At 72.0% G+C, this 19,423-nt stretch carries 19 protein-coding genes; 12 read left to right on the top strand and 7 right to left on the bottom strand.

Features of this window, described 5'->3' with window-relative positions; translation table 11 throughout:
• Window positions 1–5 precede the first annotated feature (5 nt).
• Window positions 6–2,399, bottom strand: coding sequence for a glycoside hydrolase family 32 protein (locus ACZ7OH_RS25105; RefSeq protein WP_470282988.1), 2,394 nt, complete (start codon window positions 2,397–2,399; stop codon window positions 6–8).
• A gap of 245 nt (window positions 2,400–2,644) precedes the next feature.
• On the opposite strand from ACZ7OH_RS25105, the gene ACZ7OH_RS25100 reads away from it, so the two are divergent.
• Window positions 2,645–3,493, top strand: coding sequence for an SAM-dependent methyltransferase (locus tag ACZ7OH_RS25100; RefSeq protein ID WP_470283185.1), 849 nt, complete (start codon window positions 2,645–2,647; stop codon window positions 3,491–3,493).
• Window positions 3,494–3,705: 212 nt separating this feature from the next.
• On the opposite strand, the gene ACZ7OH_RS25095 is transcribed toward ACZ7OH_RS25100, so the two are convergent.
• Window positions 3,706–4,740: an alpha/beta fold hydrolase gene (locus tag ACZ7OH_RS25095; RefSeq protein ID WP_470282987.1), complete on the bottom strand. Its 1,035-nt coding sequence runs from the start codon at window positions 4,738–4,740 to the stop codon at window positions 3,706–3,708.
• A gap of 118 nt (window positions 4,741–4,858) precedes the next feature.
• Between ACZ7OH_RS25095 and ACZ7OH_RS25090 the strand changes: the two genes are divergently transcribed.
• From ACZ7OH_RS25090 to ACZ7OH_RS25080, 3 genes are read left to right on the top strand one after another with little or no spacing between them, the layout of a single operon-like run.
• Window positions 4,859–5,500 carry a class I SAM-dependent methyltransferase gene (locus ACZ7OH_RS25090; protein WP_470282986.1) on the top strand — a complete coding sequence of 214 codons (642 nt, stop codon included), beginning with the start codon at window positions 4,859–4,861 and terminating at the stop codon, window positions 5,498–5,500.
• 59 nt (window positions 5,501–5,559) lie between these two features.
• Entirely contained in the window at window positions 5,560–5,934 is a 375-nt protein-coding gene (locus ACZ7OH_RS25085) for a putative quinol monooxygenase (RefSeq protein ID WP_013225627.1), read from the top strand.
• Between the two features lie 5 nt (window positions 5,935–5,939).
• Complete coding sequence (locus ACZ7OH_RS25080) at window positions 5,940–6,251, top strand: ArsR/SmtB family transcription factor (protein WP_470282985.1); 312 nt, start codon at window positions 5,940–5,942, stop codon at window positions 6,249–6,251.
• A gap of 93 nt (window positions 6,252–6,344) precedes the next feature.
• Here the strand turns inward: ACZ7OH_RS25080 and ACZ7OH_RS25075 are convergent, their stop codons facing one another.
• Window positions 6,345–6,944, bottom strand: a complete 600-nt coding sequence (locus ACZ7OH_RS25075) for a TetR/AcrR family transcriptional regulator (RefSeq protein ID WP_470282984.1) — start codon at window positions 6,942–6,944, stop codon at window positions 6,345–6,347.
• Between the two features lie 73 nt (window positions 6,945–7,017).
• Here ACZ7OH_RS25075 and ACZ7OH_RS25070 point away from each other — a divergent pair, with 73 nt between their 5' ends.
• From ACZ7OH_RS25070 to ACZ7OH_RS25060, 3 genes are all read left to right on the top strand, one after another.
• Window positions 7,018–7,386 carry a DUF1330 domain-containing protein gene (locus tag ACZ7OH_RS25070; RefSeq protein WP_470282983.1) on the top strand — a complete coding sequence of 123 codons (369 nt, stop codon included), beginning with the start codon at window positions 7,018–7,020 and terminating at the stop codon, window positions 7,384–7,386.
• Window positions 7,386–8,129, top strand: coding sequence for an alpha/beta fold hydrolase (locus ACZ7OH_RS25065; protein WP_470282982.1), 744 nt, complete (start codon window positions 7,386–7,388; stop codon window positions 8,127–8,129). The genes ACZ7OH_RS25070 and ACZ7OH_RS25065 overlap by 1 nt, the downstream gene beginning before the upstream one ends.
• A gap of 346 nt (window positions 8,130–8,475) precedes the next feature.
• Window positions 8,476–8,856, top strand: a complete 381-nt coding sequence (locus tag ACZ7OH_RS25060) for an STAS domain-containing protein (RefSeq protein ID WP_470282981.1) — start codon at window positions 8,476–8,478, stop codon at window positions 8,854–8,856.
• 42 nt (window positions 8,857–8,898) lie between these two features.
• Here ACZ7OH_RS25060 and ACZ7OH_RS25055 read toward each other — a convergent pair whose 3' ends face one another.
• Together ACZ7OH_RS25055 and ACZ7OH_RS25050 are read right to left on the bottom strand one after the other, a co-directional pair.
• Complete coding sequence (locus tag ACZ7OH_RS25055; protein WP_470282980.1) at window positions 8,899–12,033, bottom strand: LamG-like jellyroll fold domain-containing protein; 3,135 nt, start codon at window positions 12,031–12,033, stop codon at window positions 8,899–8,901.
• A gap of 164 nt (window positions 12,034–12,197) precedes the next feature.
• Entirely contained in the window at window positions 12,198–12,956 is a 759-nt protein-coding gene (locus ACZ7OH_RS25050) for an SDR family oxidoreductase (protein ID WP_470282979.1), read from the bottom strand.
• 99 nt (window positions 12,957–13,055) lie between these two features.
• On the opposite strand from ACZ7OH_RS25050, the gene ACZ7OH_RS25045 reads away from it, so the two are divergent.
• From ACZ7OH_RS25045 to ACZ7OH_RS25025, 5 genes are all read left to right on the top strand, one after another.
• On the top strand, window positions 13,056–14,339 hold the full coding sequence (locus ACZ7OH_RS25045) for an amino acid adenylation domain-containing protein (protein ID WP_470282978.1): 1,284 nt from the start codon (window positions 13,056–13,058) through the stop codon (window positions 14,337–14,339).
• Window positions 14,336–14,500 carry a hypothetical protein gene (locus ACZ7OH_RS25040; RefSeq protein ID WP_470282977.1) on the top strand — a complete coding sequence of 55 codons (165 nt, stop codon included), beginning with the start codon at window positions 14,336–14,338 and terminating at the stop codon, window positions 14,498–14,500. The genes ACZ7OH_RS25045 and ACZ7OH_RS25040 overlap by 4 nt, the downstream gene beginning before the upstream one ends.
• 10 nt (window positions 14,501–14,510) lie before the next feature.
• Window positions 14,511–14,888, top strand: coding sequence for a MerR family transcriptional regulator (locus ACZ7OH_RS25035; RefSeq protein WP_470282976.1), 378 nt, complete (start codon window positions 14,511–14,513; stop codon window positions 14,886–14,888).
• A 106-nt stretch (window positions 14,889–14,994) separates the two neighbouring features.
• On the top strand, window positions 14,995–15,918 hold the full coding sequence (locus tag ACZ7OH_RS25030; RefSeq protein ID WP_470282975.1) for a quinone oxidoreductase family protein: 924 nt from the start codon (window positions 14,995–14,997) through the stop codon (window positions 15,916–15,918).
• 139 nt (window positions 15,919–16,057) lie between these two features.
• Window positions 16,058–17,365 (top strand): FAD-dependent oxidoreductase, encoded by a 1,308-nt coding sequence (locus ACZ7OH_RS25025; protein WP_470282974.1) that lies wholly within the window; start codon window positions 16,058–16,060, stop codon window positions 17,363–17,365.
• On the opposite strand, the gene ACZ7OH_RS25020 is transcribed toward ACZ7OH_RS25025, so the two are convergent.
• On the bottom strand, window positions 17,308–18,087 hold the full coding sequence (locus ACZ7OH_RS25020) for an inositol monophosphatase family protein (RefSeq protein ID WP_470282973.1): 780 nt from the start codon (window positions 18,085–18,087) through the stop codon (window positions 17,308–17,310). The genes ACZ7OH_RS25025 and ACZ7OH_RS25020 overlap by 58 nt on opposite strands.
• A 128-nt stretch (window positions 18,088–18,215) precedes the next feature.
• On the bottom strand, window positions 18,216–19,418 hold the full coding sequence (locus tag ACZ7OH_RS25015; protein WP_470282972.1) for an acyl-CoA dehydrogenase family protein: 1,203 nt from the start codon (window positions 19,416–19,418) through the stop codon (window positions 18,216–18,218).
• Window positions 19,419–19,423: the final 5 nt, after the last annotated feature.

The following is a 19,423-nucleotide window of genomic DNA, read 5'->3' as shown; positions in this document are numbered from 1 at the left end:
GGCCGTCACGTGATCGAGAGGTTCTGCGCGGTGGTGTTGCCCGCGTATCCGTTGACGCCGAACCTTCCGGAGGCGTACGCCGAGTCCGTGGCGTCGATGATGGGCGTGGCGCCGTGGTCCAGCCAGACTTGGATGCGCGCGCCGGTCGTGCGGACCTTGAGGTGGTAAGTGCGGCCCTCGATGACCGACGTCGGATAGGTCGCGATGTCGAGGCCGGGGCGCCACAGCTTCACCAGGCCGTTCGTGTCGATGTTCGCCGTGTAGCCCTCGCCGGTGGCGGTGGCGCGGAACGTCAAGCCGGCCGCTGTGCCGTTCGTGACGGACACGTCACCCTCGTACGTGAAGTCGGATCCGGTGCGGTCGCTGAGGAAGAAGCCGTTTCCGGACGCGGTTCCCCGCAGGCCGTCCGGGGTGGTGGTCCAAGCGCCGCCCCGGGTTGTCCACGGGCCGGACGTGAACGCCGTGAAGCCGGCCGGGCCGGTGTTCAGGTTCTGCACGGTCGCCGACCCGTGGTACGCGTTCGCGCCGAAGCGTCCGGACGGGTAGGTGGCGTCGGTGGCGTCGATGACCGGCGTCGTGCCGTGGTCGAGCCGGACCTGGATGCGTGAGCCGGTCGTGCGGACCTCGAGGTGGTGGGTGACGCCCGGGTCAAGGGGCGTGGCGTAGGTGGCGATGTCGCGGCCGGGGCGCCAGAGCTTGACGACGCCGCTTCGATCGACGTTCATGGTGTACCCGGCGCCGTCGGCCGTGGCCCGGAAGGTCAAGCCGGCCGCCTGGGCGGTGTCCAGCCGGACGTCGCCCTGGTACACGGCGTCCGCCGCGGTGCTCGCGCTCAGGTAGAACGCGTCGCCGGTCGCCTGCGCCTGCTTGCCCGCGGCTGTGTCGGTCCACGAGCCGCCGGCGGCGTGCCACGGGCCCTCGAGGGTGCTCTCCAGCGTCGGCTGGGCGGTGCCCCAGCTCGTGCTGAGGCGCGTGAACTTCGCGCTCTTCAGCCGGACCGCACCTCCGGTCGCGAAGAGCCGGATGCCCTGGCTGACCGCGGCGGAGTCGAAGTTCACGTTGTCCGAGAAGGAAAACAGCCCGCCATCGCCGAAGACCTCCAGCTGGCCGCGGTCCACGAGCAGCCGCACGCTGACCTCACCGCCGGTGGGCGGCAACGGCTTGCCGTCCAGGGTGCCCGCCGCGCGGTCGTAGACGACGGTGCGGTCGGCCGTGCCGTCGGAACGGCTGTGCAGCGCGAAGCCGAACTGGCCGGCTGTCGCGCCGGCGACGTCGAAGGTCGCGGTGATCTCGTAGGTGTCGGCGAGGATCCCGGCGAAGGGGTCGCGCCCGCCGGCACCCACCGTCTCGTTCCGCCAGCTCCTGCTGTCGGCCCGCAGCGAGTCGAGCTCGGCGACCGGGGTCCGCGTCACCCGCGGGCCGTCGGGCGAGTCCACCAGGCCGAGCGTCACCGGGAACGTCGCGTTGCCGGTCCAGGTGCTGCCGCGGTTGCCGCCCTGCCAGGCCATCTGCACCACCCGGCCGTCCGGCGTGCCGGTGAAGGTCTCCGCGGCGTAGAAGGTGCCGCCGGCGTAGGTGGTGCCGAGGTTCATCTTCTTCGGCTGCGGCCGGTCGGTCCGGAACGTCCGGCCGTCGAACGCGCCGACGACGTACTCGCCGGTCGCCGAGGTCAGCACCCACCGATCGCCGCCGAGGGGGAACAGGTCGGGGCACTCGAAGAGCCAGTCCGCCGCGTACCGGCTGGCGAAGGTCCAGTGCAGCAGGTCGGGCGAGGTGTAGAGGTCGACGCCGTTGCCGCCCCGGTTCGACCACACGACCATGGCCCACTGGTGCCGGGCGGCGTCCCAGACGACCTTCGGGTCCCGGCTCTCGTCCGGGATCTCGATCTGCTTGCGGCCCTGGTCGTACGCCTGGAAGCTGCGGCCGTTGTCGTTGCTGTAGAAGATGCTTACGCCGTTCGTGTTGCTGAACACCACGATCGGGTCGAGCGGACCGGTCTTCAGCCCGGCGGTGTTGTCCCGGTCGACCACCCCGCCGCCGGAGAACAGGGTGCCGGGATGCACCCCCGGCTCCAGCGCGATCGGTTTCTGCGTCCAGTGCACGAGGTCCGGGCTCGTGGCGTGGCCCCAGTGCATCGTGTCCCACTCGAGGCCGTGGGGGTTGTGCTGGTAGAAGAAGTGGTAGAGGCCGTTGGCGTAGACCAGGCCGTTGGGGTCGTTCATCCACCCGGACTGCGAGCTGAAGTGGAACTGCCCCCGGAACGGCTCCTGGTAGGTGGTGGCGGGGTACGGGAACTCCGGGTAGTCCCACGGGGTTCCGGCGTTCGCGGGCGCGGCCGGCGCCAGCACGGTCAAGGCGACGAGGAGAACGACGAGCGACGCACGCGCGAGGCGACCCACGGGACCCACACCCTTCCTCCCGCGCGGTGCGCCGGGACGGCTCCGGCCGGGTGCGGGAAGCAGGTTCACCGTCCTGCGCTCCGGACGGGGCTGTCAACCGCCGCCGCGGATCTTGTCCGGACAACTTCCGTTGAGGGGCACGGAAAGACGGACCAGCCGGTGGTGGTCCAGACTGCGCCGGCGGCGGCGAGGATCACCCCGCGCACCGGCAGCGATACGATGGCCCGATGGGGTCGGGAAGCGGCATGGCGGAGGAGCCCTTACCGGGCGTGGACCTGGAGCGGCCCAGCGTGGCGCGGGTCTACGACTGGTACCTCGGCGGCACGGCCAACTGGGCGATCGATCGCGAGTTCGGCAAGAAGGTCCTGACGACGTTCCCGGCCGGGAAGTACTGCGCCCAGGCCAACCGGGCCTTCCTGCACCGCGCCGTGCGGCACCTGGTGGCGCGGGGCGTGCGGCAGTTCGTCGACATCGGCTCCGGGGTGCCCACGATGGGCAACGTGCACCAGGTCGCGGACGAGGTCGCGCCGGACTCCCGGGTCGTCTACATCGACTACGAACCCGTCGCGGTCGCGCACTCCCGGATCCTGCTGGAGCAGCACGGCGATCCCGCCCGCCACGCGGTGATCCACGGCGATCTGCGGGATCCCGACGGAGTCTGGGACGCCGTCGCCCGGACCGGGGTGGTCGACCTCGGCGAGCCGCTGGCCCTGCTGGTCACCGCGGTGCTGCACGTTCAGCAGACCGGCCCCGACGGCCGGGACGTGGGTCCGGAAGCCATCGCGCGGTACCGGGACCTGCTGCCGGCCGGCTCGTACCTGGTGCTGTCGCAGATCACCCACGAGGGACTGCCCGAGGACATCGCCGCCCAGCTGCACGCGATCATCCGGATGTACGACAACGACGTCAGCAAGCACGTGTTGCGGTCGAAGGCGGAGTTCGGCGCGCTGTTCGGCGACTTCGCCCTGCTGGAGCCCGGCGTCACGTGGACGGCGTCGTGGCACCCGGAAGAGAGCGGCCCGGACACGCCCGTGATCGACTTCGAGGACCCCAGCGAGTCCGTGATGCTGGCCGGAGTCGGGCAGAAACCCTGACCCGCACCACGGCAGCTTGCCGGACCGGATAACGCCGGAGATCGGCTGCTCCGGGAGCCCGGGTGGCCAAGCGCGCCGGCCGGACCGCCGGACGAGTTCCCACTCCTCCGGACCGGTCGGCCGCCACAGCACAGTGGTCGGCGTTGCCTCCTCCTGAACCACCTCGCACCCCTCAACCGAGTTGATCGTTCTGCCGGTGCCCCCGGGCTGGGTCAGAGCAACCCGGCGGTGGCGGCGTGCGCGGCGGCCGCCGCCCGGGACGACACGCCCAGCTTGCCGCGGATGTTCGACACGTGGCGGTGCGCGGTGTGGGCGCTGATCCCGAGCCGGCGCGCGATCTCCTGGTCGCTCAATCCTTGCGCGACCAGGCGCAGCACGTCGAGCTCGCGTTCGGAGAGCCCGCCCGCCGCGCCGGCTAGGCGGGCGGGCCGGCCGGCGCCGAGGAACTCCCGCACGGCGCGGACGAGCCCGTCCACGTCCCCGCGCCAGGGCAGGTGGTCGGTGCCGTCGAGCGGGACGAACGCGGCGCCCGGGATGCGGGCGGCGACGTCCCGGCCCAGCGCGAACGGGATCGCGCGGTCGTCGCGGCGGTGCAGGACGAGCGTCGGCACCTCGATCGCGCCCAGCTGGTCGTGGACGTCGAACGCGTACACCGCCGCGAGCGAGCGCGCCGCTTTCTCCGCGGTGAGGCTTGCGCGCTGGAACCGGACGAACTCGTCGCGTTCCGCCGGGGTCGCGGTCGGCAGGAACAGGTCGGCGAGCACGCGGGACCCCACGCCCCAGTGCCGTCCGACGACCGCCAGCAGGGAATCGCGGGCTTCCGCCGCGGCGATCTCGGTGCCGCGGGCGTAGCTGCCGTAGAGGACGAGCCGCTCCACGCGGTCGGGGTGGGCCGCCGCGTACGCCATCGCGGCGCAGCCGCCGGACGAACCGCCGAACAGGGTCACCTTCTCCCCGGCCGCGTCGACGACGGCGCTCAACGCGGCCACTTCTTCGGCGAGCGAAGTGACCAGCGGCCCGGTGTCGTCGGACATGCCGACGCCGGGCCGGTCGTAGCGGACGAGGGTGAACCGGTCGCCGAGCAGGCCGGCGAACCGGCGGAACAACGCGTTCTGCCAGTCCAGTTCGAGGTGTCCGCACCACCAGCCGCCGACGACCAGCGGCGGCCCCGCGCCGACGGCCGCCCAGGCGAGGGTGCGGTCGTCCGGGCCGCCGGTGAACCGCACGACCTGGTCTTGTCCCGGCATCTCACGAGCGTAGGCCGTGGCCCGTTCCGGCCAGTCCCCGGAATGGCACGTGCGGGTGATGCGGTGGGAGGCCGGTGGCTGGTGTGCTGCAGCGCATCGGCGGTGTGGAGGAGGAGCGATGGCCGGAGGGGACAGCGTGGGGGCACGGGACGGGCTCTGGGAACGGTTCGGGGCGGCACTGTACGAACCGTTCCTGCGCCGCGGGGAGCGGCTCGGGCTGGCAGGCCGGCGCGGGGAACTGCTGCGGCGCGTGCAGGGCCGGGTGGTCGAGATCGGGGCGGGGACCGGGCTCAACGTCGGGCACTACCCCGCGACGGCGGAGGTCGTGCTGACCGAGCCCGTCCCGGCGATGTACCGGCGGCTCGAAAAGCGCGTGGCGGGCCGCGTCGGGATGCGGTCGGTACAGGCGCCGGCGGACGCGCTGCCGATGGCGGAGGCCAGCGTCGACACGGTCGTGTCGACGCTGGTCCTCTGCACGGTGCCCGACGTCGACCGGGTGCTGGCCGAGCTCGCGCGGGTGCTGCGGCCCGGTGGGCGGCTGCTGTTCTGCGAGCACGTGCGCGCCGAGGACCCGAAGCTGGCGCGCAGGCAGACGCGGCTGGCGGGGCCGTGGGCGGCGTTCGCGCAGGGCTGCCGGTGCGATCGCGACACCGTCGCGCTGCTCAAGCAGCGGTTCGACATCGAGGAGATGAGCACGGCGCGGTGGCGGGGGATGCCTTCGGTGGTGCACCCGCTGGTCATCGGCACAGCGACGGCGTGACGAGGTGCGGCGTCCTGTGGTTCAATGACCATTGAACCTGTCGAGCGAAGGATGCGGACATGACGCACGCGGAGCGGCACGAGGGCGTCCTGATGACCGGGCGCAACGGGGCGGACGGGACCAAGGCGTTCTACATCGAGATCGAGGCGCGACCGGACAAGGTGGAGGAAGTCCGGGTCATGTTGCGCGACATCCTCGGGTGCGTGGAGGGTGAGCCGGAAACCGGACCCTGGTACGGCGTCCAGTTCGGACCGACGACCTTCGGCATCTTCGAGGTGTTCCCGAGCATCGCCGGCCGCCAGGCCCATGTGGACGGTGGCGGCGGGGACATCTTCCGCGATGTCGAGCGGATGAACGACATCCTGGCCGCACCCGCCCACGTGCACCGGCTGGACGTCCTGTTCAGCAAGCAGATCTTCACCGCCGCGGGCTGAACCCGGTGTCCGACCGGCCCCACCCGGACCTGGCCGGCCTCGGCCTGGCCGACGTGATGCGCGGCTTCGCCGATCCCTCCCGGCTGCACATGGTGCGCACGATGGCCGCGCTCGGCGAATGCGAGTGCTCGCGTGTCTACGCCGACCTCGGGCTGAGCAAGTCCAACGCCTCACACCACATCCGGGTCCTGCGCGAGAGTGGCATCGTGCGGCGCACGCAGCGCGGCAACCAGCAGTACGTCGCGCTGCGCCGCGACGAGCTCGAGGTGCGGTTCCCCGGCTTGCTCGACGCAATCGTCGCGAACGCCGAGGCGTGAGGCGCACCGCACGACGACGGCGGTCGAGGCCATTTCTCCGGGCCGCGGCAGCGTTCCGGACTTCGAGGCGGCACGTGACGCCGCCTTCCGGGCCTAGGGAGTCAAGGCGCGGCGCCACTGGCCGGTGACGGTCCGCCGCAGCGCCTCGGGGTCGACGCTGCCCGGATCGAGCAGCCGTTGCAGCGCGATCCCGCGCAGCTGCCCGACGACGGCCGTCGCGACCTCGTCCGCGCTCGCGTCCGCGTCGATCTTGCCGTCCGCGATGCCGGCCTCGACGTCTTCGCGCAGGTCCGCGCGGAAGGCGGCGTCGCGTTCGCGGAAGATCGGGGCCAGGTCCGGCTGGGTGGCGGCTTCCGCCCACAGCAGCAGGAAAGCCTGGTTGAACACGCCGATCCGGCCGAGCTCGCCGAGGTAGCCGTCGATCAGCCGCAGCAGCCGATCGAGGCCGGGCGGCAGGTCCTCCAGGCCCGGGACGAACCCGGCCTGCGTGGCCCGCGCCAGCCGTTCGACCAGGGCCTGCTTGCCGCCGAAGTGGTGGGTGACGATGCCGCGGCTGTACCCGGCGCGTTCCCCCACGCGGGCGAGCGTCAGCGACCGCACCCCCTGCTCGACGACGAGTTCGGCGGCGGCGGTCAAGAGCGCGGCTTCGGCCTGGTCGCGGCGCTCCTGCTGGGTGCGGCGGGTGGGAGGCATGAGGAGAAGCCTAGCAATTGAACTTGCGTGTCGCTCAACAAGTATGCGTACAGTGGTGTTCCAGGAGGTCCTGATGATCGAAATCGAAGACCACGCCCTCGACGCCCTGCTCGCCGACGACCCGGGCGGCCCGGTTGTGATGCTCAACCTGCTGCGGTTCCGTCCGGACGGCGGCCGCGAGAGCTACCAGCGCTACGCCGAAGCCCTGCGTGGCGAACTCAACCCCCGCTACGGCCTGAAGGTCGAGTACCTCGGTGCCGGCGGCCCGGCGCTCGTCGCCGAGGACGGGCAGGCGTGGGACATGGTGGTGCTGGTCCGCTACCCGGACCGGCGGGCCTTCGCGGCCATGGTCCGGGACCCCGAGTACCAGGCGATCACCCACCTGCGCACCGAGGCGCTGATGGAATCGGTGCTGCAGCCGACGACGCCGGGGGCGGCCTGATGCCCGCGGTGTTCGTCCACGGCAACCCCGAGACGGCGGCGGTCTGGGACCTGCTGCTGGCGGAGCTCGCGCCGTCGCGTCCGGACCTGGTCTGCCTGTCGCCGCCCGGTTTCGGCGCGCCGCTGCCCGCCGGGTTCGGTGCCTCCCTCGCGGACTACCGCGACTGGCTGATCGGCGAGCTGGAAGCGTTCGGCGAGCCGGTGGACCTGGTGGGTCACGACCTCGGCGGCGGGCACGTCGTCAACGTCGTGCTGAGTCGTCCGGACCTCGTCCGCAGCTGGGTCAGCGACACGCTGGGGATCTTCGACCCGGGCTACGAGTGGCACGAGCTCGCCCGCGGCTGGCGGACGCCCGGCGCCGGCGAGGCCGACGTCGCGGCGCGGTTCGGCGGCACGGCCGAAGCGCGGACGGCGGTGCTGGTGCAGCGGGGGATGGGCCCGGCCGTCGCCACGCGCGTCGCGGCGGGGCAGGACGAGGTGATGGGGCGGGCGGTGCTCAGCGTGTACCGGTCCGCGGGCGAGCCCGGCCTGGGTTTGCCGCTGGAACGGGCGGCGGCCCGGCCGGGTCTCGCCATCCTGGCCACGGCCGACCACGTCGTCGGGACCGAAGCACAACGCCGCCGGGCGGCCGCCCGCGCCGGGGCCCGGGTCGCCGTCCTCGACGGCCTGGGTCACTGGTGGATGACCCACGACCCGGCCCGCGCCGCCGCGGTGCTGACCGGCTTCTGGGCCATCCTCGGCTGAGGCCCGGCGCGCCGTTCACCCGTTCGCGTGAGGGTCGCCGCTACGGGCTTTCTGCTCTGGTGCTCGCCGGCCGGCGGGTCCAGACTGGCGTCAAGTCGCCGGACGGTGGGCCACGGCCCCGGTTCCCCGTGGCCCAGGTCCGTGGACGGTTCAGCCAACAGCCGGCTGCGGGCCGCCGCTCCAGCGCGGTGATGAGTGCCGCGATCCGCTGGGAAACCTCGCCCGCGCGCTGGAAGCCCGTCACCGGCCTCGGCGCCACGGCCGGCCGCGCTACGCTCGTCTTGGCCGGCGCCTCCGGCCCAGCGATCGCGGCCGTGGCCGCCCCGAGCACCGGGAGAGTCAGGGCATGGAATGGTCGGACCCCGGTCCGGAGGACATCGGACCGATGGCGATCAGCTCGGAGATCGTCCCCGGAGGCGTCCGGAAGATCCGGGTGAGTGGCGCCCTCGAGCTCGCCGGCCGGGATCGGCTGCGCGCCGCGTTCCTCGCCGCTCTCGACGCCCGCCCGGAGGCCATCGTGGTCGATCTGACCGAGGTCGGATTCTGCGACACGACCGGCATCGAGGCATTGGTACGCCTCGACATCGGCGGCCGCGAGAGCGGAGTACCGGTTCGGATGCGCCCCTCGAAGTCCCTGGCCAGGGTGCTGGAGCTGAGTGGCCTGTGCGAGGTGCTGGATCTGGTGCCGGTGACGCCGGCCGTGGTCGTGAGTGAGAAACAGGGCTAGCACACTGTTTCTCACTCACGACCCCGTACCGCTACCACGAGCTCACCCGAGCTGGGCCACCTCCGCGTCCGTCAGCGCCTTGCCGACCACGCCGACGTCGTCGACCGCGCCCGGCCAGAAGTCGACGTTGCGGCCGTCGTACTTGGCTCGCCCGACCGTGAACGCGCCGGTGCTGACCAACGCCGGTCCGGCGGGGGCCGTCGCGACCTTCACGCCGTCCACGTAGAGCCGGATCTCGTTGCCGGACCGCACACCCGTCAGCTCGTACCAGCGGCCGGTCTCCGGCACGACCTCGTACCGGGCCCGGTTGCCGCCGGGTGTGCTGAACGCGAACGCGCCCTGCCCGTACTGCAGGTAGAACGGGCTCTCCCGCTCCCGGCCGTCCTGGCTCACCGCGGTCGCGTAGTTGCCGGGCAGCGCGTCGAGACGCACCTTCGCGGACACGGTGTAGTCACCGGTCGTGTCGACGACCGGGCCGTAGGTGTCGGCGGAGCCGCCCGAGAACTGCAGCGCGCCGTCCTTGAAGGCGGCCCCGGTCGGCGTGAGCGTCAGCGGGTTGTCGCCGCCGCTCGAATCCTTCGCGGTCGTGCCCCCGCGCTCGTCGAGGTTCCACGAACCCTTCCCCGCGTACGGGTAGGGCTTACCGGCGTTGGCGCCGGCCTCGATCACGCGCCGGTTGATCTCCCGGACGGGACCCGGGTCGACCTTGATGCGTTTGCGGTCGTAGGTCCAGAGCCCGTTCAGCTCGCCTTCCAGGTCGGTGACCTGCGTGTAGACCGACGCCGACAGCTCCGCCCGAGCCTGGCCGAGGTAGAACGTGCGGGTGTTGTCGACGTACTTCGCCGTCAGCGCCGCCTTGTCCGCCACCCCGCTGTAGATCGCGATCGGCGCGCCCGGCCACTGGTGACCCGGCGTGCGCAGCGTGAAACCGCCGTGCTCGCCATCCATCGCGACGCGCTTGCCGTCCGAGCGGGCCGGGTCGGTGTTGTTGTAGTCGTGGTGGTCGATGACGTCGCCCGCGCCCGAGTCACCCTTGGAGGCACAGCAGTTCACCCCGCTGTGGGCGTTGACGATCCGGCTCGGGTCGGCGGCCTTGACCTGGTCGGCGATCCGGCCGGTCGCGGCCTTGTCCCACTCGCCCCAGCCCTCGTTGAACACGATCCAGGCGTAGACGGACGGGTAGTTCTGCAGCTGGTGCATCTCTTCCAGGCCCTGGCTGAGCCACGCCTGCTGCGCCGCGGGGTTGTTGCCGTCCTCGACGGACACGAAGTCCTGCCACACCAGCAGTCCCAGCTGGTCCGCGTGGTAGTACCAGCGGGCCGGCTCGACCTTGATGTGCTTGCGGACCGCGTTGAAGCCGAGGTCCTTCTGCGCCTTCAGGTCGAAGACGAGAGCGTCGTCGCTCGGCGCGGTGTTCAGGCCGTCCGGGTAGAAGCCCTGGTCCAGCTGCATCAAGGAGAAGAACGGCTTGCCGTTGAGCGTCAGCTTGGGCGTGCCGTTCACGTTCGTGATGCCGGTGGACCGCATGCCGAAGTAGCTCTTGACCTTGTCGCCGCCCAGGCTGACCTCCAGCTGGTACAGGTACGGGTCGTCCGGCGTCCACAGGTGCGGGTTCGGCACCGCCAGTTTCAGGTTCGCGTTCGCCGGTCCGCTGACCGTGCCGACCTGCCGGCCGCGCGCGTCCTTGGCCACCGCCGTGACGGTGGCGTTGCCCGCGGACTTGACGGTGAGCGCCAGCGAGCTCGTGGTGAGGTCGGGCGTCGTCTTGATCTCGTCGATACCCTTGTCCGCCACGGGTTCCAGCCACACCGTCTGCCAGATGCCCGACGACGGCGTGTAGAAGATGCCGCCGGGGTTGGCGGACTGCTTGCCCTTGGGCTGGTACGGGCCGGTCGTGTCGGTGACGGCGACGACGATCTCCTGCTCGTCACCGCGCTTGAGCGCGTCGGTGATGTCCGCGCTGAACGCCGTGTAGCCGCCGGTGTGCTCGGCGACGAGCTTGCCGTTCACCCACACCTTGGCCTGGTAGTCGACCGCGCCGAAGTTGAGCTTGAGGCGCTGCCCGCCGCCGATCTTCCAGTCGCGCGGGACGGTGACCGTGCGGCGGTAGAACATGTGGTCTTCGTGCCGTTCGAGCCCGGAGAGCTGCGACTCGATCGGGTAGGGCACGATCACCTTTTCGGCCAGCCGCTTGCCGAACGTCGGCTGCTGCCCCTCCGTGGCGGCCGAGAACTCCCACGGGCCGTTGAGGTTGACCCACTTCTCGCGCTCGAGCTGCGGCCGCGGGTACTCCGGCAACGGGTGGCGCGTGTCGACGTTCTCGCCCCACGGCGTCCGGAGCCGTTCCGTCGACGCGTTCGCGACGATGCGCCCGGACTTGCCGATCTTCGTGCCGTCCACCGCGAGGCCGCCGGCGCCGTCGTAGTAGAGCGTGACCCGCTGGCCCTTCAACACTTTTTCGGCCAGCTGGATCGTGGCCCGGGTACGGGTCGCCGTGATGGCCGAGATCGGCATCGGCGTCGCGTCGACCTCGATGCGCAGGTGGTCTTTCAGGTCGCTCGTCCCCGACACGCGGCCGTCGAAGCCGGCCGTGAGGGTGCGGCCGTCCGTGGAGATGTCCGCCGTGCGCGGCACGACGGCGAAGTCGGCCGGCGGCGTGAACGCCGACAGCGGCACGATCTGCTTCGCGATCGCCGCGCTCGACCAGCGCAGGAACATGTTGGCGCCGCCGGTGTCCTGGAACATCTCCAGCTTGAAGTCGTACTGCTTGCCGGCGGTCAGCGTGACCGGCTTGCTGGTCTGTTCGGAGTCCCAGTCGCCGACCCAGTGGTCGATCACCGGCGCGCCGTCGAGGAACAGCCGGAACCCGTTGTCGCCGATGGCGTAGAAGGTGTAGTCGCCGGTCTGCGGCACGGCGAGCTGTCCGGTCCAGCGGGCGGTCGTGTTCTCCGTGCGCCCGGCGACCAGCCCGAAGACCGAGGTCAGGTCGGGGTGGTTGACCTCCGAGTCGAGTGCGGTACCGGCCAGGTTGGCGAAGTCGTGTGCGCCCGGCGCCGAGGGCGTGAAGTACTCGGCCTTCAAGCCGTGCACGGGCTCGGCGGCGCCTGCGGGCGGCGTGCCGGCGGCCACGCCCAGCGCCACCAGCAGGGCGACGAGGACGGAAGCGGCTCTTCTCATCGACGAGGTCCTTTTCATTTTTACAACGTTGTAAAACTCTCCGGCTGATCCAATCAGACAAGTCGGACCGTCAACTACCGCCGAATGGAGGTATCTCGACGGCCGTCTGCCGGGTCGTGAACGGGCGTACGGCAGGCGGGGCCGCGGCGGGTTTCTGCCCGGCCTCAGTCGCCGGAGACCAGCACGGCGGCTTCGGGACTGTGGAGCCACTCCGCGTAGCTCGGCCCGAGGATGGTCGCACCCGCCCCGGGGAGGAGGCAGTCCTCGGCGATGCCGGTCACGGTGTCCTGGTCGGTCCGCAGCTCCAGCCGCAGGCCGAAGTGGTCGACGAAGGCGCGGGCGAGGTCGAGCACCTCGGCCGGTTCCGGGCCGGCGATGTCGGGCGTGCGGCCCTGCGCGGGGCGCTCGGCGACCTCGACGAGCGCCGCGGCCACCGCCGTCGCGGCCACGGTCTGCACGCGCAGGTCGAACACCGTCGCGTGGTCGCCGTCGCGGGTCCGGCCCACGAGCTGCCCGGGGAACTCGTGGAAGTGGGTCGCGCGCACGATCGTGGCGGGGACCGGCCCCGAACCCGCGACGCGCTCGTGCTCGATCTTCGCGCGGAAGTAGCCGAACCCGGTGTCGTCGATCCCCACGACCGACAGCGTCACGATGTGCCGCACGCCCCGCTCGGCGCCGACGCGCTGCAGGTTGGCCGCGGCACTGGTGAAGAACCTCCTGGCCGCATCCTCGTCCAGGGACGCGGAGTTGCTGACGTCGACCACGACGTCGACGCCGTCCAGCGCGGCGCTCAAGCCGTCTCCGCTCGCGAGGTCGACGCCGGTCGAGCGGTCCAGCGCCACCACGGTGTGGCCGCGCCCGCGAGCCGCCTCGACGACGTGCGGGCCGACCAGCTCGTCCGCTCCGGCCACGGCGATGCGCACACTCTCTCCTCCCGCCACCGCGCGGAGTGCGCGGCCTCTCCAGCGTGCGGGAGCGCGGCCGGTCACGCACGATGGGAGCAGGACCGTCTGGGGGGACTGATGGAACGCTTGCTCGACCTCTTCGCGGCCAGGGTCGCCGAGACCCCGGACGCCACCGCTCTCGTCTACGCGGGCGAGCGCATGTCCTTCGCTCAGCTCGACTTCGAGGCCAACCGGGTCGCGCAGTACGTCGTCGGGCAGGGCCTTCGGGCCGAAGATCTGGTGGGGCTACGGATGGACCGCGGGTTCGAGATGGCGGTCGGCGCGCTCGGCGTCCTCAAATCCGGTGCGGCCTGCCTGCCGCTCGATCCCTTGTACCCCAGCGACCTCGTGGCCTGGATGGGTGCCGACGCGGGCGTGGAGCTCGTGCTCACCAACACCACCGAGGTCGCCGACGACGTGCGGATCGGCGACGCCGTGGCCGGACAACCCGGTCACGCCCCGGACGTCGAGCTCCGGCCCGAGAACCTCGCCTACGTCATGTACACCTCGGGCTCGTCGGGCAAGCCCAAGCCGGTGGGCGTCGAGCACCGCCACCTCGAACACGTCTTCGCGGCGTGGGACGCGCTGTTCCGGCTGCGCGAGGAGCCACTGACCTTCGTCTCGGTCATCGGGATCGGAGTCGATCTCTTCTTCGCCGACCTGCTGCGCTCGGTGTTCGCCGGCGGGACGATGGTGATCGCGACCCGCGAGGCGGTGGCCGACCCGGTCGAACTGCTCGCCGAGTTCCGCCGCCACGGCGGCGACGCGACCGAACTGGTCCCCGCCCAGGCGAAGGCCCTCGGCCGCGCGGGTGAGCTGCCCGTCATGCGGCTGCTGTCGGTCGGCTCGGAGGGGTGGCCCGCGGCCGACTTCCGCGAGCTCGCCGGGCGGCTGCACCCGGGTTCGGTGGTGGTCAACGCCTACGGCCTCACCGAGACCACTGTGGACTCCCTCCTGCTGCGCCCGGACGTCGACGTGCTCGGCGACGCCGCGATCGTGCCGCTCGGCACGCCGATACCCCGCGTCCACGCGTACGTTCTCGACGATCGCCTCCGGCCGGTCGAGCCGGGCGGGATCGGCGAGCTCTACATCGGCGGCGCGGGCGTGGCCCGCGGGTACCGCGAGCGACCCGCGTTGACCGCGGCGCTGTTCGTTGCCGACCCGTTCGTGGCGGGTGCGCGGGTGTACCGCACCGGCGACGTCGTGCGCGCCCGCGCCGACGGCAACTACGACTATCTCGGCCGCGGCACCGACCAGATCGAGCAACGGGGTCCGCGGATCGAGCTCGGCGCGATCGAGGACGCGCTGCTGCGGGAGCCCGGGGTCGTCCGCGCCGCCGCCGCGCTGCGCGACGGCGGGTGATCGGCTACGTCGTGGGCCCCGCCGACGCCGGACCCCTGCGATCCGCGCTCGCCGGGCGGTTGCCCGCGCACCTGGTCCCGTACCGGGTGCTCGTCCTCGACCGGATGCCGCTGCTGCCCAACGGGAAGCTGAACCGCCGTGAGCTGCCCGCGCCCGAGTAAACTCACCGGTATGAGGATCGGCGAGCTGTCGAAGCGCACGGGCGTGAGTTCGCGCTCACTGCGCTACTACGAAGCGCAGGGCCTGCTGACCAGTTCACGTTCCGGCGCCGGGCAACGGCACTATTCCGACGCCGAGGTCGAGCGCGTGTCGCTCATCCGGCAGCTGTTCGACGCGGGGATGTCCAGCCGGGTGATCGCGGCCGTGCTGCCGTGCGTCGAAACCCCGGGCGACCCGGGCATCGTCGAGGACGCGTTCGCCACGATGGCGCGCGAGCGCGACCGGATCGACGCCGAAATCGCCCGCCTGCGCGAGGCCCGGAACGCGCTCGACGTGGTGATGGCGGCCAACCGGCGGCACCAGGCGGAGCTGGTGACCCGGTCGGCCTGACGCTGTGACCCGCGCCTCAGCCGGTTGCCCCTGACACCGGTGTGAACGGTGAAGATGGCCGCAGAGCCCGGAAACACCGGGCCGGTCACCCGGAAGGCAGCGGAAAATGGGACAGGCATGGGGTTTCGGCGCGCACGGCGGGCCCGAGATGCAGGAGTTCTTCGATCGCCCCGATCCCGCCCCCGGTCCCGGTGAGGTGCTGATCCGCGTCGACGTCGCCGGGGTCAACCCGCTCGACCACCTCCTGCGCGCCGGCCTGGTTCCCGGGCTCGACGGCGGGCGTCCGTTTCCCCGCGTGCTCGGCATGGAGGCCGCGGGGACCGTGCTCGCGCTGGGGGAGGACGTCGACGGGCTCGAGGTGGGGGACGCGGTCTTCGGCTTCGCGCTGACCGGCGGCGGCACCTACGCCGAGACGACGGTGCTCTCGGCGCCGAACACCGCCCGCATCCCGAAGGGCCTGTCCGCCACCGTGGCGGCGACGCTGCCGGTCGCGGGGACGACCGCGGTGGACGCGCTCGACCAGCTCGGGCTGCCCGCCGGCGCCACGATCCTGGTGAACGGGGTCGGCGGCGGGGTCGGCTTGGCCGTCGCCCGGCTGGCCGCCGCGCGCGGGCTGCGCGTTCTCGGCACCGGCAGTGCCGCCAAGCGTGAGCACGCCGAAGCCGTCGGGGTGCGGTTCCTCGACTACACCGCCGAGGACGTCGTCGCGGCGGCCCGCGAGCTGGTGCCCGGCGGCCTCGACGGAATCGTGGACATGGTCGGTGGCGCCTCGCTGCGGGCGGTCGCCCCGCTGGCGCGCGAGCCCCGCACCGTAATCGCCGTGGGTGACCAGTCCGTGCCGGACATCGGCGGCCGGTTCGTAGAGCGGCGCCTCGACCGCGAGAACCTGGAGCGCGCCGCCCGATTGGCGCTGGACGGGGTCCTCGCGCCGGTGATCACCGCGGTCCACCCGTTGTCCGACGCCCCGGCCGCCCTCGCCGCCGTCGAAAGCGGCCACCCCGCGGGCAAGGTCGTCATCAAGGTGACCTGAGCAGTCCCGCTGGGCCGTTCGTGCGGCAAAGCTGCCCCGGATTACTCCCGTCCACGCCGCGGGCCGAGGCGGCCGGCCCGTCAGGTGTAGAAGGTGGTGGGGGGCTGTGGGCACACGGCCGACGGGGAATCGGGGCGCTGTGGAGCGGACGACGTGTTGCGTCGTGGGCGGGGGACCGGCGGGCATGGTGCTGGGCTTGCTGCTCGCGAGGGCCGGAATCGAAGTCACGGTGCTGGAGAAGCACGAGGACTTCCTGCACGACTTCCGCGGCGACACCGTGCATCCGGCGACCCTGCAGCTGCTCGACGAGCTGGGCCTGGGGGAGCGGTTCGCGCGGCTGCCCCAGACCCGGATCACCGACGTGGTCCTGCCCGACGGAGACGGCGGGGTCCGGCGGATCGGCGACTTCGGGGCGTTGCGCAAGTGGGGAGTGCGGCATCCGTACGTGGCGATCGTTCCCCAGTGGGACCTGCTGAACCTGCTCGCCGACGCCGCGCGGGCGGAACCGGGGTTCCGGCTCGAAATGGGGGCCGCGGTGACCTCGCTGGTCCACGAGCGCGGCCGGGTCGCCGGGGTCCGCTACCGCACGAGCGGTCCCGGCGGCGAGGAGGCCGAGATCCGGGCCGACCTCACGGTGGCGTGCAACGGCCGGAATTCGGTCCTGCCCGCGGCGGCCGGGTTGGGGGTGACCGAGTTCGACGTTCCCTTCGACACCTGGTGGTTCCGGCTCTCGCGTCGTGAAGGCGAGCAGGTCGAACAGCTGACCCGGCGGCCGGGCCGCGGACGGTTCGCGATCGTCATCCCGCGGGAGGGCTACTTCCAGATCGGGTACGTCGCGCGCAAGGGCACCGACAGCCGGCTGCGCGCTCGCGGCATCGACGCGTTCCGGCGTGATGTGGCCGAGCTCCTCCCGGAGTACGCCGACCGGGTCGGCGAGCTGGTCTCGATGGACGACGTCAAGCTGCTCGACGTCCGGCTCAACCGGCTGCGCCGGTGGCACGTCGAGGGTTTGCTGTGCATCGGGGACGCCGCGCACGCCATGTCGCCGGTCGGGGGCGTGGGCATCAACCTCGCCGTCCAGGACGCCGTCGCGACCGCGACCCTGCTGGCCGGGCGGCTCCGGCGGGGTGGGGTGCGCGGGAGCGACCTCGCCCGGGTACGGCGGCGCCGGTTGCCGTCACTGCTGCTGGTGCAAGCCCTGCAGCGGATCATGCACGCCGACCTCGCCGGCCCGATCCTGTCCGGGAAGCAAGCGGGGCCGCCGGGGTGGATGATGACCGCGGCGCAGTGGGTGCCGATCCTGCGGACGTCGGCGGTGTACCTGGTCGGCGTGGGGTTGCGCCCGGAGCGGGCCCCGGCGTCCGCCCGGCGTGGTGGCCCGCCGGAAGATCAGGTCGTGAGGACGTCGAGCGCGGCGGCGTGCACCCCCGGTGCGGCGGCCAGGTAGCTCTCCGAGGTGATCGTCCACGGTTTCCCGTCGAGGTCGGTGACCACCCCGCCGGCCTCCAGCACGAGCAGCACCCCGCCGGCGTGGGCGCGGACGTTGTCGAACTGCCAGTGCAGGTCCATCCGCCCCGCCGCGACCTGGGCGAGCTGGTGGCTGACCGGCACCGAGATCCGGACGTAGAGCGCGGCCTTCGACATCGCGGCGAACGAGGCGGCCGTGCGGTCGGCCAAGGCGACGGCCGTGCCGGGCTGCGCCTGGCCGGTTCCGGTCAGCGCGCCGTCGAGTGACTGCTTGTCGGAAACCCGCAGGGGCACTCCGTCGAGGAAAGCGCCGCCGCCCTCGGAGGCGGTGAACATCTCGTCCAGCAACGGGAAGTACAGCACCGCGAGCACCGGACGGCCGTCGCGGACCAGGCTGACCCCGATGTTCCAGTCGGTCATCCCGTGCACGGCGTTGAGGTTGCCGCCCACCGGATCGATCAGCCACCACGCGCCGTCGGGCAGCGGGCCGGAGCCGTGCTCGTCGTTGAGAAAGCTCGCTTCGGGGAGGATCTCGGCCAGCGCGGGTTCCAGCACGTCGACGACGGTCAGGTCATTCGCGCGGAGCTCGGCGAGCAACTCGGGCAGCCCCGGCTGGCGGGCAGCGGTGGAGTACCGCTTCAGCAGCCGGGCGCCCGCTTGGCGGACGGCGGCGGTCGTGGCCCGCACCAGGTCCTGGGACATGGGTATCTCCTGAGTCGATTGTCGAAAAGGGGGTGCGCGAATCTCCGGATTCGGCAAAAGCGCGACTGGCGTTTTCACCTTATGGCGATCCGACGGTCACTTCAAATGATCGCTCTGCACTTGTGTGCTTACCCGAGCGCAACCGCCGGTGCGCTCGCCGGGAGAATCGGGAGCAGCAGCCGTCCGTACTGTTCGCGGTCGAGCTCGGTGATGAACGCGGGGTGGCGGGTCGCGGTACCCAGATCGCGCCAGATCCGCTGCGCCGGATCGGATTCCGCGAACCGTCCGGCCCCGCCGACATCCAGCAGCTTGTCCACCGCCTGGCGGATCTGGCGCGCGGCGAACCCGCAGTCCATCCGGGAGCGGGCGATGGCGAGGGGGGACAACCGCGCGCCCGTGCGGGTGGCTCGGTCGACGGCGTGGGCGGTGCGCGCGGCCTGCAGGATCGCGCTGTCGATGAGCATGGCGGCGTCGGCGATGTTCGCCTGCACGGCGGGGGCGTCGATCGCCCGCGCGGGCGGTCGGCCCGCGGAGACCAGCGGCCGGCCGGCGCCGAGCCTCTCCACGACGCGGTCGTAGATCGCCATGCCCATCCCCAATACCGGGGCGGCCAGCGCACCCATCAGGCCCTGCGGTCTCGGTACGCTCAGCGGTCCCTCGGAGGCGCCGGCCACCCTGGCCGGGAAGACGACCTGCTCCGCCGGTACGAATACGTCGTCCGCGATGATCGTGTCGCTGCCGGTGCCGCGCATCCCGGCCATGTTCCAGGTGTTTTCGACCGACAGTTCGCTGGTCGAAACCAAAGCGAAACCGCTTTCCCGGCGAGACGCTCCGGCCTCGGTCACCACGCTGAGAATCGCCCAGGACGCGTGGTGGACGCCCGAAGCCCAGCCCCAGCGGCCGCTGAGCAGGTACCCGCCGGCGACCTCCCGGGCCGGCGCGGCGCCCGCGGAGGAACCGCACACGGTCGCGTCCGGATCCTCGGCCCAGACCCGATGCCTTACCTGTTCCGGGAAGAGCCAGAGGGCGATACCCGCGGTGTAGTACACCGTCAGCACCCAAGACGCCGATGAGCAGCCGCGCGCCACTTCCGCGGCGATCGCCGTCGCGGCGCACGCGCCGGTCTCGTGACCGCCGTACGTCCGCGGTGTGGCGAGGCGGAGCAAACCCTCTTTGCGCAGCGCCGCGATGTCGTCATCGGGCAGTCTTCCCGTGGCGTCCGCTGTCTCCGCGTTGGCGCTCAAGACCGGCACCAGCGATGCCGCGGCCGACACGAGCGCCAGTTCTTCCGCGGGCAGGTCGGCGGTGAGCGCCTCCAGCCGATCGTTCATGACCT

This window comes from Amycolatopsis sp. NPDC114478 (assembly GCF_055633805.1).
Note: the sequence above shows the minus strand (reverse complement) of the source record. Positions and strands in the feature narration are given on the sequence as shown.